The organism is Sorangium aterium (assembly GCF_028368935.1).
Classification (GTDB): Bacteria; Myxococcota_A; Polyangia; order Polyangiales; family Polyangiaceae; genus Sorangium; species Sorangium atrum.
This window is the reverse complement of the sequence record NZ_JAQNDK010000001.1, coordinates 3,177,131-3,191,542: the sequence shown is the minus strand read 5'-3', so window position 1 is coordinate 3,191,542 and position 14,412 is coordinate 3,177,131. Positions and strand designations below refer to the sequence as shown.

Genomic DNA, 14,412 nt, shown 5'->3' with positions numbered 1-14,412 from the left:
TGCCGAGCGGCGGTTCCGGTGCGCTGAGCACCGAAAACGTCGAGATGGGCCCGTATCCGAAGCGGGTGACCGCCGCTCGCTCAGAAGCCGTGGGTGGCGCCGACCATGAACCGCAGCTCCTGTAGACCGGCCCCCTGCTCTAAGGTCTCCGTCGCCGAGCCGATCAGGACATCGATGGAGTGGTCGCGCTCGCCGCTCGTGCGCAGGCCGAGCACGAACGACATGCGGAGCAGGTCGAGATCGAAGTCGCGGAGGTGCTCGCCGAACACGTTGCCCGCGGCGACCTGCATCGTGCCATCGACGAACGCCCAGATCGGATAACGGTACTCGAGCGTCGCCGCGGCGGCGCTCCGCCCGCGGAGGCGCCCTTCGCGGAAGCCCCGCATCGGCGCGTCGCCGCCGAGCTCGGCGAGCTCGGTGAAGGGGACCTCCGCGGGGCCGAGCGGGTCGGCGAAGGCCGCCGAGAGGACGAGGCTCACGACGCGATCGTGTCCGGTGAGGTCGACGAACCCGCCCAGCGAGCCGCCGTAGCGGATCCACCGGCTCTCCAGCGGCCGCTCCAGGTCGGCGGCGTGCTCTCCGGAGAGCTCCAGCCGGACGCCGTTGCCCCGCGCAGGGCGCGGCCGGCGCGAGTCGAGGCCTGCGCGGGCTCCGATCCGGTAGGCCGTATACCCCGTGTCGTACGACGGGGGCATCGGATAACGGCCGTGCGCGACCCGGAAGCCGACCGTCGGCTTGCAGCAGATGTCGTGGAAGTCGACGGTCTTCGCGCCGGTTGTCGCCTCGACGAAGCTGAACGCGCCGAAATCGGCGTGGAGCGTCGCGGTCCCCTCGACGCTGCGGGCGTTGTAGCGGGCCCAGTCGCGCTCCAGCGAGCTCGGGCCGATCCCGGAGAACAGCCAGTCAGGCCGGATGTCCCCCTCGCCGCGGAGCTTCAGGTGAGCGCGCCCGCCGAGGGGGATCCGGTCGGCCACCGTGAGCCTCCACCAGTCGACCCCGCCGGTCGCGGCGTGGACGCGGAGCTCGTTGCCGGGGACGAACAGGTCGTCATAGAAGAAGTAAACGCCGACGCTCGCGCGAAAGCCGAAGTCGAAGAGCGCCGTCGGGACGATGCCGATGTTGTCGTTCGGCCCGAAGGTGAAGATGTCCTTGAGCTCCTTGATCCATTCGCCCTGCTCCGCCGCGACGGTGAGAACGCCGAGCGGCCGCCGAACCAGGTACTCGCTGGCGAGGTAAGCGGGGAAGAACACGACCCGCGGCACCCAGAGCAGCACGTCGCCGGCGCTCGTCGCCTCGTCCGGGCGACCATCGTAATCCGGCACAGGGCGCTTCGCGCCGGACGCCGGCGGCGCCGCCGCAAGAGGCCGCGGCGGCGCAGCAGACTCAGCCGATACGCGAGGAGCCGCCGGCGGAGCCCCCGGGAGCACGGGCGGCGGAGTAGCAGGCTCAGCCGATACGCGAGGAGCCGCCGGCGGAGCCCCCGGGAGCACGGGCGGCGGTGTGGCGCCCTCCGCCTGCGGCGCGGCCTGCGCCTCGGCACAGAGCGACAGCGCGGCGCAGCTCGCGAGCGCGGCCGCGCGTCGCCGAAAGGCCGTGCCGAGCGCGCGCGTCGGTCCCTCTTCGTTGGTGCCCAATCCGCCTCGCTTCTCGCACGGAAACACGTCGCGGCGCGGGAGCATAGCGGAGTTCACGACCCGAGAGACGCCTGTCTGCGCGGCGCGCGCCTGTCGAGCGTCCACGCGACGGCGCGGCGGACGCGGCGGACGCGGCGGTTCACACGCCCGGCCGCGAGAGGGAGGTTGCCGGCCGGGACCAGGCTCGATAGCCTCGCGCGCTCGGGATCGGTCCTGTTCCGGTTCCGGTGCCGCCAGGACGGCGGGTTTCCCGGGATGGAGCGGCGGGTGGCGAGCACAGGAGAGAACGAGACACGGTCCCGGGGCGTGCTTCACAGGCTCCTCTCGATCTTCGCCGAGGTGAAGCCGCGCGAGGGCTTCAGCGTCCTCGTCCTCACGCTGAACGTATTCCTCCTGCTCACCGGCTATTATCTCCTCAAGGTGGTCCGCGAGCCGCTGATCCTCGCGGGCGGCGGGCTCGAGATCGGCGGGCGCCGGCTCGACCTCGACGGCCCCGAGGTGAAGGCCTACGCGGCGGCGGGCCAGGCGCTCCTCCTCGTGGGCGTGGTCCGCGCCTATGGCGCCCTGGCCAGGCGCTTCGGGCGCATGCAGCTCACCACCGCGCTCACGCTCTTCTTCGCCGCGAACCTGGTCCTCTTCTTCGTCCTCGCGCGCCTCGGCGTCCCCCTCGGGGTGCCCTTCTATCTGTGGGTGGGCTGCTTCAACCTCACCGTGATCGCGCAGTTCTGGTCGTTCGCCAACGATGTTTATACGCCCGAGCAGGGCAAGCGGCTCTTCGCCATCGTCGGCATCGGGAGCTCCCTCGGCGCCATGCTCGGCGCGCAGATCGCGAAGCGCGTCTACGTGCCGATCGGCCCGTACAACATGATGCTCCTCGCGGCGGGCGTGCTGCTCGCCTGCCTGGGGCTCACCTACCTCGTCCACCGCGACGACCTCGCGGGCTCGAAGGGCGCCGCGGACAAGGCCGACGCGCCGCCCGGGGGCGCGGCGGGCGGCTTCAAGATCATCGCGCGCGACCGCTATCTCCTCCTCATCGCCGGCCTGACGCTCGTCCTCAACTGGGTGAACTCGACCGGCGAGTACATCCTCGATCGCACCCTCATCGAGTCCGCCACGAGCGCGCTCGATCCGAGAAGCGAGCAGCGCGGCGCGGCGGACGCGGCCCCCGCCGGCGCGGCCCCGGGCGCGCCGCTCGCGGCGGGCGCGCCGGTCTACCTCGTCGATCCGCAGGCGTCGCGCCTGCTCGAAGGGAAGATCGCCGCCGTCAAGGGCGGCGCGTTCGACGTCGAGGCCGGCGGCAAGATCGTCGAGGGCGCCGAGGCGGGGCTCGTCCACCCGCGCACCGAGAAGGGGAAAAAGGCGGCGCTCGGCGCGATCATCGGGACCTTCAAGGGAGATTTCTTCTACTGGGTCAACACGTTCGGCGTCGTCCTGCAGCTCTTCTTCGTCTCCCGCATCTTCAAGTACCTCGGCGTGCGATTCGCCCTGTTCATCCTCCCGGCCATCGCTCTGCTCGGCTACGCGTCCCTCGCCGTCCTGCCGGCGCTCGCCGTCGTGCGCGTCGCGAAGATCGCGGAGAACAGCGCCGATTATTCCATCCAGAACACCGCGCGGCAGGCGCTCTTCCTGCCGGTCGGCCGCGACGCCAAGTACAGCGCCAAGGCGGCCATCGACACCTTCGTCGTCCGCGCGGGCGACGTGCTCGCCGCCGTGGGGGTGATCGCCGGCCAGGTGCTCGCGCTCTCCACACGCCACTTCGCGATGGTCAACATCGCCCTCGCGCTCGTGTGGCTCGGCGTCGTGGCCGGCATCGCCCGGGAGCACAGGCGGCGCGCCGCCGACGAGCCGGCGGCGCCGAAGTCGGGCGACCGCGAAGCCGCGTAGCCTCAGGGCCGCGCGGCGTTCGCCTTCCAGCCTTCGTAGGCCTCCATCAAGGCCAGGTACAGCCAGCGGCCGATGACCTCGGCCCCCGCGCCCGACGGGTGCGCGAGATCGGCGCCGCCGAGCCCACGCTGGACCCAGATCCCCATCGAGCCGGAGCCGCCCATGGCGCCGAAGGTGTCGAAGTAGCCGCAGCCGACCTGCCCGGCCACCCTGCGCTGGATCGCCGCGAGCTTCGGGATCACCGGTCGACTCCGGTACACCTCGCCCTTCTTGTCGGCGCGATCCATCGGGCCCACGAGCAGGCACGACGACCCGGGCAGCGCCGCCGTCACCTGCTCGAGCACCGCCTTCATCGTCGACTCGACCTGATCGAGCGGGAACAGCTCGCCGTCCTCGCTCTCGTTCATGCCGTAGTGGAACACCGTCAAGGACGGGCTCCGCGCGCGCAGCTGCTCCGCGAAATGGGCGTCGTCGCTCTTGTCGAGGAAGCGGATGCGGCAGCCCTGGATGCCGATCGCGTCGAGCACCACCCCCGGCGTGTCCCGCTCCATCCAGACGCCGAACGCCCGCACCCCGGGGCCGTGCGCCCGCACCTCGATGGCGTGCGGCCCGTCCGGGACCTCGTAGGTCGCGATCGCCGAGGTGGCCGCGTCGGCCCGCGTGTCGATCATCTCGCGGCTCTCGCCGTCGATCTTGATCTCCATCCGCCCGCCCTCGGGGTGCTTCAGGTAATCGACGGCGAACCGCGAGACCGCGCGCCCGAAGGTCCCGGACTCCGCGGTGCCGAAGCGCGAGAACACCCCCGCGCCCTGCGAGCGGAACGACACGCCGCCGAGCCCGTAGAGCCCGTCCTTGGCGAACGGGCCCACAACGCGGCTCACCTGCCAGCCAGGGCCGGCGAAGCGGACAACGTCGTTGTGGAAATATCCCGGCCAGGCGTTGGCCATCAGCATGAACCCGTGGCCTGCGTCCCCGAACCGCTTCTGCAGCTTGCGCCGCAGCGTCGCCGTCACGAAGTCGCTCGCCACGATGGAGTCGCCGAAGTAGGTGATGCGCGCGATCGACTGCGGCGCCTTGCGCTCCACCGCCGCGAGCGCGCGGAAGAACGGCGTCATCGCCTTGCCGCTCGGGTCCTCGATCGGCCGCGGCGGCTTGCCCTCGGAGGCGACAGCGGCCGGCACGAGCTCGGCGGCCGCGGCCGGCAGCGCGACCTCCTCGGGCTGGCGCAGCTCGGCCTGCTCGGTGGTCTCGGTGGCGAGCGTCGTCTCGCCGACCGACGCCACCGGCGCCGGCGCCGGGACCACGACGAGCCCCTCCCCCTCGGGCAGCGGCGTGAGCACCCGCAGCCGCGACAGGCTCGGGTGCGCGTAGGGGACGAGCACGAGCAGGGCGAGCGTCGCCATCGCCCGCGCAGCCGGCGACGCGAGCCCGTTCCGCGCCGGCGAGGCCTCGGGGACGGGGCGCACGGGGCGCACGGCGCCTCCGCCGCGCTCCGCGGGAGGAACATCACGCCCGCCAGGCTCCGGCGCCTCGTGGACGTGTGCCTCACGGACATCCGGCTCGCGGACGGCCGGCTCGTGAGCCCTGGTGCTGCTCCTGGAGGTCATCGACGCACGCGGAAAGGAGAATGGAAGCGCCCGGCGGCTACAGGCCCTTCTTGTCCAGCTTGTCCAGGGCCGCGGTCGCCTTGTCGCGGCAGACGGCGTCGCCCTGGTGGATGCAGATCGCGCGCAGCAGCTTGATCTCGCTGGCCGACGCCTTCCCGTTCCAGACCTTCGGCTCGAGCGCCCGCCGCTGCGCGGGGTACGAGCTCGAATCGAGGGCAGAGCTCGCCGGCGCGGCGCCCGAGGCCGAGGGCGCGGGCGCCGAGGCCGAGAGCGTGGGCGCAGGCGCAGGCGTGGGCGCGGGTTGCTGCGGCAGCCAGGACGGCGGCGAGCCGACGTGCGCCGGTACCGGCTCCGGCTCGGGCGGCGCCTCGGGGTCGACCTGCCGCCGCATCTCGGCCACCCGCGCGCGGAGCGCCGTCGGGACGCCCGTCGTCTTCGCGATCTCGTTGAGCAGCGCGAGCTTCTCCGCCTTCGTCCCGGCCTCCTCGACCTGCCGGAACATCCCCTCCGCCCAGCGCTCCTCGATCTCCTTGAAGCGCGGCGTCTCCCGGACCGGCGACGTCTCGGCGATCTCCTGCAGCTTCCGGTGCGCGGCGTCGATGTTCCCCGAGAGGAGGTGCTCCTGCGCCGCGTCGAGGATCTGCGCGTCGTTGCCCGCCAGCGCCGGCGCCGCGGGCCTCACGTCCGGCTCGGGCGTCGTCGACCCGTGCGACCGGGCGCGCGTGGCCACGATCACGGCGATGACGACGATCAAGGCGACAGCGAGCAGGAGCCCCATCGCCTTGCTCGCCCCGCCGAGCGAGCGGGACGACTGCGCGGAAGGGGCCACGCTCCCGTAGGCGCCCGGCGCCACGCCAGGCCCGCCGTCCGGCCCCGCGCGAAAGATCTTGCCTGCAGCGACGAAGCGGAGGCGGACGTCGCCGAGCTCGAGCGCGTCGCCCGCCTCGAGCAGGCCCCGCTTGAGCTCGACGCCGTTGATGCGCACGCCGTTCGCGCTCTGCTTGTCGACGACCTCGTAGCGGCCGCTGCCGAGGCTGATGAGCTCGGCGTGCAGGCGGCTCACGGAGCTGTGGTTGATCGAGATGGTCGCGTCCTCGGAGCGCCCGATCGTGGAGCGCTCGCCGTCGAGCGGGAACTCCGCGCCGGGGGTCGGGCCGACGACCATGACGAGCCGGTTCGGGCGGGTGTGGAGCGGCAGGTGCGCCGTGCTGCGGCTGCCCGGCGGCGGCGTCGGGCTCGTCACGGCAGACGAGAGCGCCTCATCGACGATCTCGATGCGGTAGTCGCCAAGCTGCACGAGGTCGCCGTGGCGCAGGTGCTGCTCACCCTGGACGCGCCCGCCGTTGACGTACGTGCCGTTGTAGCTGTCGAGATCCCGGATGAGCCAGCCCTGGCCGTTCTTGGCCAGCGTGGCGTGGGTGCGCGAGACGTTGCGATCGGTCAGCCGGATCGAGTTCGACTCTCCGCGTCCGAGCGCGTACTCCTCATGGGCGAGGGGGAGCCCCGTCTGTTTCCCCTCGTCATCCTCGATCGTCAGCTTCCACATAGCGGGTTCGGGGTACTCAGGCGGGGCCAGGCTCGCCCCGCGAGCCCCTGTGGATCCGTGGCAACCACCGCTCGCCGTACGAGCCTCCTCAGCGAGGCGGGACTACTTTAGCGAGTCCGCCTCCGGGAAGGCAATGACGGCGCGCCGGCCCACGGCGGGCGGCCGGGACCGCGCCGTCGCCGGCGCCGAAATCCACGAGCGTTCCTCGGACCTTCGCGCGCGCAGGGGGCATGCGCGCGGCTCCGAGGCGCGCGCCGGGGCACGCGCGCAGCGAGCGCCGGGCGGGCCAGGCAGGCCGCCCGCCCGCGCGGCGAGCCCGGAAGGACTGGCCGGCCTTCTGGCGGGCGGAGCTAGTGGCCGCCGCCCACGGGCCGGAACGGATGGAGGAACGCCGAGAGCGCCCCCGGGTTCCGGGTCTGCAGCCAGAGCCTCCCGTGCCCGCGGAACTCGCAGACGAGCCCCTCGCCGGACAGGAACAGGCCCTTCAGGCCGGCCAGCTTGCGCACCTGATACCTCAGGCCCTCGGTGAACGCGAGCAGATGGGTGTTGTCGCAGAGATATCCCTCGTGCTGGCGGCCGACGTCGATCGCGTGGATACCGCCGTAGCTCGAGAACCAGATCAGCCCTTCGCCGTACGCCCGGAGCAGCGACAGGCCGCCGGCGAAGAAGCCCTTGGCCCCCTGCCACGTCGTGTCGAGCGTGATGCCGGGCGTGGAGGCGAGATAGGCGCCCGACTGGAGGAACACCTCCATGCCCGAGCGCAGCACGAGGCGCTCGATCGAGCCCTCGGGGGCCGGCGCGAGCCGCATCGACTGCATGGGCGCCGTCGCCGTGAAGGTGTCCTGGAAGAGGCTCTCTCCGGCCGTCATCCTGCGCTTGAGCGCGCTGGCGAGCCCGCCCTGCAGGCTGGTCTTCACGTCGATGGCCGGGTCGCGCGCGACCATCGCGCCGCTCTCCGCGACGATCTGCTCGCCGGCGTGCTCGAAGGTCACGTGGAGCACGCCGAACTCGGGGTTGCCTCGGATCTCGTCGCGCACGCCGTCCCCCGATCTCTAGGGCTGCCGCGGGGCGAGCCGCGCGCCGATCGCCGCGCCGTACCTGCCGGCGTTGCGCGACTGGACCCACAGGCTGCCGTTCCCCTCGACGTGGCAGACGAGGCCCTCGCCCGAGAGCCACGTGCCGTGCCACGTCGACGTGCTCTTGCCGATCCGGCAGGCGAGCGTCGACTCCCACGCTGCGATGTGCCCCGTGTCGATGACGACGTGGCCTCTCACCTCGAGCTCCTCGAGCGCGCCGAACGCGCCGATGATCATCTGACCCTGCCCCGCCGTCTCCAGCGCGAAGAGCCCCGCCCCCGAGAAGAAGCCGCGCAGGCCGGAAGAGCGCGTCCTCACGTCGACATCGGGGCTGGACGCGACATAGGCGCTGCTCTGGACGCACCATTGCCTGTCACCCACCTCCAGCACGGCCATGTCCCCGGACAGCGGTGTCGCGAACAGCACCTCTCCGCGCCCGCCCTCCGCGGCGAACGCGTTCCTGTAGAAGGACTCTCCGGCCAGCATCCGCTTCAAGCCCGACATGATGCCGCCCGACTGCGTCTCCACGCGCACGTTCGTCGACATGCCCACGAGCGCGCCGCTCTCCGCGAACACGCGCTCGCCCGGCTCGAGCCAGCACTGCGCGAGGGCCTGGGAGGGACGGTAGAGGAGATTCACCTGCATCGGACGTCTCCGCCGCTCCCTCAGGGCGGGAGCAGCGGCGCGAGCCACCCCACGAGCGCGCCGGCGCTGCGCGACTGGATCAGCACGCGGCCGGTGCCCGAGAGCTCGCACACCACGCCTTCGCCAGAGACCATGAGGCCCGTGAGCCCGCCGCCAGGGCTCCTGATCTTGAGCGCCAGCGACGCGTCGAACCCGACGAGGTGCCCGCTGTCCACGACGAGCGACCCGTCGCAGGGGAGCTCCTCGATCGCCCCGTAGCTCGTGATCCAGAGATCCCCGACGCCGGAGGCCTCGATGAAGAAGACGCCCTCCCGCGCGAGGATGGCGCGCAGCCCACCCCAGCGCACCTTGACGTCGACGTCGCCCGCGCTCGCGAGGTACGAGCCCGCGCTGAAGAGCAGCGTCTCTCCCTGGAGGCGGACGTGCTTGATGCCGCCGCTGAGCGGCGGGGCGAGCCACACCCACCCGCCCTCCGGCGCCTCGATCCAGCTCACGAAGAACGTCTCGCCCCCCGCGAGCTTCCGGAGCAGCGCGACGAGGAACGCCTTGAGCCGCCCGAGCAGCCCGGCCCCGCGGCCCGCGTTGAGCCGGACCTCCGTCCGCAGGCTCGGCGACCGCGCGACCATCGCGCCCGCCTCCGCGAGCAGCGCCTCGCCCGGATCGAGGCTCACCTCCAGCAGCGAGGACGACGGCTCATGCTTGGTGCGATGCTGCATTCATCCACCCGCGGAGCGCATACATATAACGGAGCGACGCCAGGAGCGGAAGCGGGAAGAAGGTATGTCGAGGTGAGCGGGACTCGGCGAATTTCATGTTTTCTGTCCGGTGGTTCGCTCGCGCTGACTTCTGCCCTTCAGCGTGGGTAGACTGAGCGGGTGAGCGACAGGCGATTTACGGCCTCCGAGCCGACGCCCCGCGCCGAGCCGCGCAGCGAGCCGAGCCATGGGTCTGGCTTCGTCGCGGCGCCTCAGCGCATCGCCGGGCGCTACGAGATCCTCGGCCTGCTCGGCACCGGCGGCATGGGCAGCGTGTACCGCGTCCGCGACGTGGAGCTCGACGAGATCGTCGCCCTCAAGATGCTCCGCCGTGATCTCGCCGACTCCGCCGGCATGATCGAGCGCTTCCGGCAAGAGGTGAAGCTCGCGCGCCGCGTCACGCACAGGAACGTGGCGCGGACGTTCGACTTCGGCGACCACGACGGCGAGAAGTTCCTCACGATGGAGTGCGTCGAGGGCGAGTCGCTGCACAGCGTCCTCGCGCGGACGGGCCCGATGCCGTCGCAGCAGGCCATCGGCATCGGCTGCTCGCTCTGCGACGGCCTCGGCGCCGCGCACGCGGCGGGCATCGTGCACCGCGACCTCAAGCCCGAGAACGTGCTCATCGACAGGAACGGGCGCGTCGTCATCACCGATTTCGGCATCGCGCGCACCTCGTCCGGGCCGAGCGCCGGCGAATCGCAGGGCTTCGTGCTCGGCTCTCCCGCGTACATGTCGCCGGAGCAGCTGACCGGCGAGCCTGACCTCGACGCGCGCACCGACATCTACGCGCTCGGCATGATCCTCTTCGAGTGCCTCACCCACCGCCGCGCGTGGCCGGGCGCCGGCGCGATCGCGGCCGCCATGTCCAGGCTGAAGTCTCCGCCGCCCGACCCGCGCTCCGTCCGTCCGGACGTGCCCCTCGCCGTCGCGGACGTCGTGCTGAGGTGCATGGCGATACGCCGGGAGGATCGCTACGCCAGCGCGGCCGAGGCCCACCGCGCGCTCCTGCTCGCGCGCTCGCGCCTGTCGATCGCCCCGCAGCCGGCGCAGTCGCTCGTGTCCGCCATCGCCGCGTCCGCCGCCACGGCTGCGCCGACGGCGCCGCAGCCGATCGAGCAGAACCCGACCCGGGTCGCCGCGGCGCCGGTCGAGGAGGTCACGGCGCCGCAGCGTCGCCTCAACTCGCCCACGCTGGCGGCGCCCGTGCCCACGCCCGCGCCGACGCCGACGTCGTCGCTGAAGACGGTCGCCGTGCTCCCGTTCCGCAACGTCGGCGCGCCGGACGACGAATACCTCGCCGACGGCTTCACCGAGGACCTCACCGACACCCTGTCGATGACCGCCGGCCTCAAGGTCCGGCCGCGCGCCGCGGTCTCACGGGTGCGGCTCGACGGCCGCGATCCCAGGGATGTCGGCCGCGAGCTCGGCGTGCAGGTCGTCGTCGAGGGCTCGATCCGCCGCACCGGCGGCGGCGGCTACGGGCCCGATGGGCCGCGCTCGCAGCCCCCTGCGCCGTACTCGCGGCCGGGGTCGCGCATGCCGCCTGGCGGCGTGCGCGTGACCGTGCGTGTCATCGGCGTCGAGGACGGGTTTCAGCTCTGGGCGAAGCGGTTCGACAGCTCACCCGAGGCGCTGCTCACGGTGAGCGACGACGCGGCGGGCGCGATCGCCGCGGCGCTCACCGTCGACGCCGCGAGCCGCGAGCGCGAGTCGCCGAGCGACCCGCGCGCGATCGATCTCTACCTGCGCGCGCGCCACCAGATGCGTCGCCTCTGGTACGGAGACGCCGCGCCGGCCGTGGCGCTCTTCGAGGAGGCGCTGTCGTTCTCCCCGAACGATCCGAGCATCCTGTCCGGTTACGCGATCGCCTTCGCGCGGCTGATGGGCGCGCGCGGCGAAGGCGCGGCGCAGTTCGCGAAGGCGCAGCAGGCCGCCGAGCGCGCGATCGCGCTGGCCCCCGCGCTCGGCGAGCCGTGGGTGGCCCTCGCCACGGTCCGCTTCAGCGCGGGCGATCCGGTCGGCGCCGTCCCGGCGCTGCGCAAGGCGCTCCAGTGCGCGCCGAGCCTGGCCAAGGCGCACGAGCTGCTCGGCCGCATCCTCCTCGAGGCGGGGCTCGTCGACGAGGCGATGTTCCGGCTCGACACGGCGCTGGCGCTCGATCCGAGCGAGCCGTTCCCGCGCTGGGAGCTGGCGCGCGGCCGCGCGCTGCTCGGCGACTGGCCGGCGGCCGGCGTGCTGCTCGACCTGCCGGCGGAGGACCCGTCGAGCCGCTTTCACAAGGCGGTGATGCGCGCCCGCTTCGGGCTGTGGCGCGGCGCCGCGTTCTCCATCGACGACCTGCCGCTCGCGACGGAGACCATCCCGATCCAGTACGCGCGCATCTACCGCGACGTGCTCGCGACGTCGCGGCTCTCGGACGAGCAGCGGGCGTTCCTGAGCGCGAAGGCGGACAGCTCCGAGCCGGGCAGCCGGCTGCGCCCGCTCTTCTTCCAGATGTACGCCGAGATCCTCGCCTTCCTCGGCGAGGACGACGCGCTCTTCCGCGTGCTCGCCGGCGCGGTGGACGCGGGGCTCTTCGACGCGTTCTGGATGCAGCGCTGCGCTGTGCTCGACGGCGCGCGCGCGGACGCGCGCTTCGCCCCGCTCCGCGGGCGCGTCGAGGAGCGGGCCGCGGCGATCATCGCCGCGTTCAAGGCCTGAGCGCCGCGGCGCGGAGCACAGCGCGCGGAGCACAGCGCGTGGAGCATGCGAGGAGCTCGGCTCGCGTGCGCGGCGCTCGGCTCGTGCGCCGCGCTCAGCTCCTGCGCGCGTTCTTGGCCGCCTTGGAGACGGCGGGCATCAGCAGGTCGCCCTCCACGTGGCCGGAGACGTCCAGGATGGTGCGCCCCTCCGCGTCGCGCCCGGGGCGCTCCCGCGTGTAGCGCTCGGCGGGCGCGGCGAGCACCACGCCGAGGTCGCGCGCGGCGCCGGCGAGCTCGACCGAGAGCGCCTCCTCGACGAGGCGGGCCCGCTCGCTGCTCGACGAGCCGGCGGGGATGGCGACGGCCACCGAGCCCGCGACGACCCCGCCCTTCGCGAGCAGCCCGTGCGGCGAGCCGGTCGTCTGCGCGAGCTTCAGCGCGACGCGCGCCGCCTCGCAGCGGTCGCGCGCGGCGGCGAGCGACGCCGCGCCGCGGCGGAGGATCTCGCGCGCGTCCTCCGCTGGGACGCCGCGGTACTCCTCGGCGAGCTCCGCGTTCTCCTCCCTGATCCGCGTCACCTCGGCCTCGGCGGCCGCGACGTCGGCCTCGTACTGGGACAGATCGATCGAGCTCATGGCGTGTCGTCACCCTCGGTTCGTGAACAGCAGGCTCCCTGCGAGCAGCGCCCCGGCCGCAGCGGCGCCGTAGAGGCAATAGCGCGCGAGCGCCGCCTGGCCAGCCAGGTACAGCTGCAGCCCCGCGAAGCCCGCGGCGATCGCGAGCGCCGCGTAGATGAGCTGGCGCACCCCCGTATAGACGAGCGACGCGGCCTGGGCGAGGCCGCGGATCTTCACCTCGGCCTCGCCGCGGTTGGCGCGCGTGAGGTACTTGCGCAGGTCGTCCGGGATCGTCAGCGCCTTGATCCCCATGTCCTTCGCCGCCTCGAGGGCGATCTGGGCCCAGTCGCGGCTGCCGAGGACGAAGTCCTGCAGGTAGGGGCGCACGACGTCCATCGGGTTCAGGTCGGGATCGAGCTGCGTGCAGACGCCGGTCAAGAGGAGGAGGGTGCGCTCGAGCAGCACGAAGTCGCGCGGCACGTGGAACGCGCCGGAGAGCTCCTTCAGGCCGATGTTCATGCGCCGGAGGTCGATCAGGCTCTCGATGCCCTTCTGCGGGTCGAGCTTGATGTCCTTCAGGTTGAACGACTCGAGCTTCACCTCGTCCTGGAAGCGCTGGTGGAAGAACTCGACGACCTTCTCGCTGACGTCGACGGCGTCCCGCCGCGAGAAGAAGCGCATCTTGCGCAGCGCCTTGATGATCCCCTCCGTGTCGCGGCGGATCACTGCCTCGAGGAACTCGGGGATGCCCTCGCGCATCTCCTGGGAGAGCTCGGCGACCGCGCCGAAATCGAGCAGGATGAGCTCCCCGCCCGGCCCGACCAGCATGTTCCCCGGGTGCGGATCCGCGTGGTAGATGCCGTCGATGAAGATCTGCTGGCAGAAGACCTGCACGATCTGCCGCGCGAGCGCCTTGCGATCGACGCCGTGCGCGTCGAGCGCCGCGACGTCGCCCACCTTGATGCCCTCGACGAACGTCGTCGTCATCACCCGGCGCGTGCAGTAGGCCTCGATGGGCCGGGGGAACCGGACCTGCGGCTGCTTCGCGAAGTTGTCGGCGATGCGCACGATGTTCCTGGCCTCGCGCACGAAGTCGAGCTCCTCCAGGATCATCGAGCGGATCTGGTGGTGGTAGGCGTCGAGCCCCTGCACGGGCACGAACTGCGCGACGATCGCCATGATGCGGCGGATGGTGCGCAGGTCGAGGCGGACGATCTCGTCGATGTCGCGGTGCTGCACCTTCACGGCCACGCGCGTGCCGTCCATGAGCCACGCCTCGTGCACCTGGCCGAGCGACGCGCTCGCGAGCGGCTCCCTGTGGAAGCGGGCGAAGACCTCGCCGATGGGGCGCCCGAGCTCCTCGGCGATGCGCGCCTCGATCTCCTCGTAGGGGCGCGGCGGCACCTGGTCCTGCAGCCCCTCGAGCCCCGCGCGCAGCGTCGCGGGGAGGAAGTTCGCCATGATGCTGAGCATCTGGCCGACCTTGATGAAGAGGCCCTGGAGCTCGACGATCGTGCGCTCGATGCGGCGGGCGTTCCTCGCGTGGACCTCGTCCACGCGGTTGTTCGCCCACGTCTCCCCGAAGAGGCGGCGGAGGAAGAAGAACCAGAGGTAGCTCGCGAGGACGGTGAACGTCGTCAGGTACGCGCGGATGAAGCGGCCGCTCTGCGCGGCGTTCTGTCGGAGCGAGCTCGGCGTCGCGGCGGGGGTCTGCGCGCGCCGCGGCGCCCTGGCGGACCCGGGCGGCGGGGCGTGGCCCGCGTCGGGAGGCCTCGGCGCGCCGTCCGCATCGTGCTCGCGCTGGACCACGCCGGGGTGCGGCTCGCCGGGCGCGCGCGGCGGCTCTGCGGGCGAGCGAACCAGCCCGGAGGACGGGCCCAGCTCTTCGGGGACGGCGCCGTGTGACACCGCGGCAGCCTAGCATCGCTCCGCGCCGGCCCGCGAAAACGCGGGAGCGATGCGGC

General features: G+C 72.5%; 10 protein-coding genes. 2 read left to right on the top strand and 8 right to left on the bottom strand.

Features of this window, described 5'->3' with window-relative positions; translation table 11 throughout:
* Nucleotides 1-80 precede the first annotated feature (80 nt).
* A complete protein-coding gene (locus POL72_RS50945) occupies nucleotides 81-1,322 on the bottom strand; it encodes a BamA/TamA family outer membrane protein (protein ID WP_272095224.1) in 1,242 nt (413 codons plus the stop codon).
* A 579-nt stretch (nucleotides 1,323-1,901) separates the two neighbouring features.
* On the opposite strand from POL72_RS50945, the gene POL72_RS11755 reads away from it, so the two are divergent.
* Nucleotides 1,902-3,518, top strand: a complete 1,617-nt coding sequence (locus POL72_RS11755) for an NTP/NDP exchange transporter (protein WP_272095223.1) — start codon at nucleotides 1,902-1,904, stop codon at nucleotides 3,516-3,518.
* 2 nt (nucleotides 3,519-3,520) lie between these two features.
* Here POL72_RS11755 and POL72_RS11750 read toward each other — a convergent pair whose 3' ends face one another.
* From POL72_RS11750 to POL72_RS11730, 5 genes are all read right to left on the bottom strand, one after another.
* Nucleotides 3,521-4,993 (bottom strand): GDSL-type esterase/lipase family protein, encoded by a 1,473-nt coding sequence (locus POL72_RS11750; RefSeq protein WP_272095222.1) that lies wholly within the window; start codon nucleotides 4,991-4,993, stop codon nucleotides 3,521-3,523.
* A gap of 169 nt (nucleotides 4,994-5,162) precedes the next feature.
* Nucleotides 5,163-6,671 carry an FHA domain-containing protein gene (locus POL72_RS11745; protein WP_272095220.1) on the bottom strand — a complete coding sequence of 503 codons (1,509 nt, stop codon included), beginning with the start codon at nucleotides 6,669-6,671 and terminating at the stop codon, nucleotides 5,163-5,165.
* 350 nt (nucleotides 6,672-7,021) lie between these two features.
* Nucleotides 7,022-7,708, bottom strand: a complete 687-nt coding sequence (locus POL72_RS11740; protein ID WP_272095219.1) for a TIGR00266 family protein — start codon at nucleotides 7,706-7,708, stop codon at nucleotides 7,022-7,024.
* 15 nt (nucleotides 7,709-7,723) lie between these two features.
* Nucleotides 7,724-8,392: a TIGR00266 family protein gene (locus tag POL72_RS11735; protein ID WP_272095218.1), complete on the bottom strand. Its 669-nt coding sequence runs from the start codon at nucleotides 8,390-8,392 to the stop codon at nucleotides 7,724-7,726.
* 20 nt (nucleotides 8,393-8,412) lie between these two features.
* Nucleotides 8,413-9,108, bottom strand: coding sequence for a TIGR00266 family protein (locus POL72_RS11730; RefSeq protein WP_272095217.1), 696 nt, complete (start codon nucleotides 9,106-9,108; stop codon nucleotides 8,413-8,415).
* 159 nt (nucleotides 9,109-9,267) lie between these two features.
* Between POL72_RS11730 and POL72_RS50940 the strand changes: the two genes are divergently transcribed.
* On the top strand, nucleotides 9,268-11,850 hold the full coding sequence (locus tag POL72_RS50940; RefSeq protein WP_272095216.1) for a serine/threonine-protein kinase: 2,583 nt from the start codon (nucleotides 9,268-9,270) through the stop codon (nucleotides 11,848-11,850).
* Between the two features lie 94 nt (nucleotides 11,851-11,944).
* Here the strand turns inward: POL72_RS50940 and POL72_RS11720 are convergent, their stop codons facing one another.
* The gene (locus POL72_RS11720) at nucleotides 11,945-12,466 is read right to left on the bottom strand and encodes a hypothetical protein (protein WP_272095215.1); all 522 of its coding nucleotides are present in this window, start codon (nucleotides 12,464-12,466) and stop codon (nucleotides 11,945-11,947) included.
* Between the two features lie 9 nt (nucleotides 12,467-12,475).
* Nucleotides 12,476-14,356, bottom strand: a complete 1,881-nt coding sequence (locus POL72_RS11715; protein WP_272095214.1) for an ABC1 kinase family protein — start codon at nucleotides 14,354-14,356, stop codon at nucleotides 12,476-12,478.
* Nucleotides 14,357-14,412 lie beyond the last annotated feature (56 nt).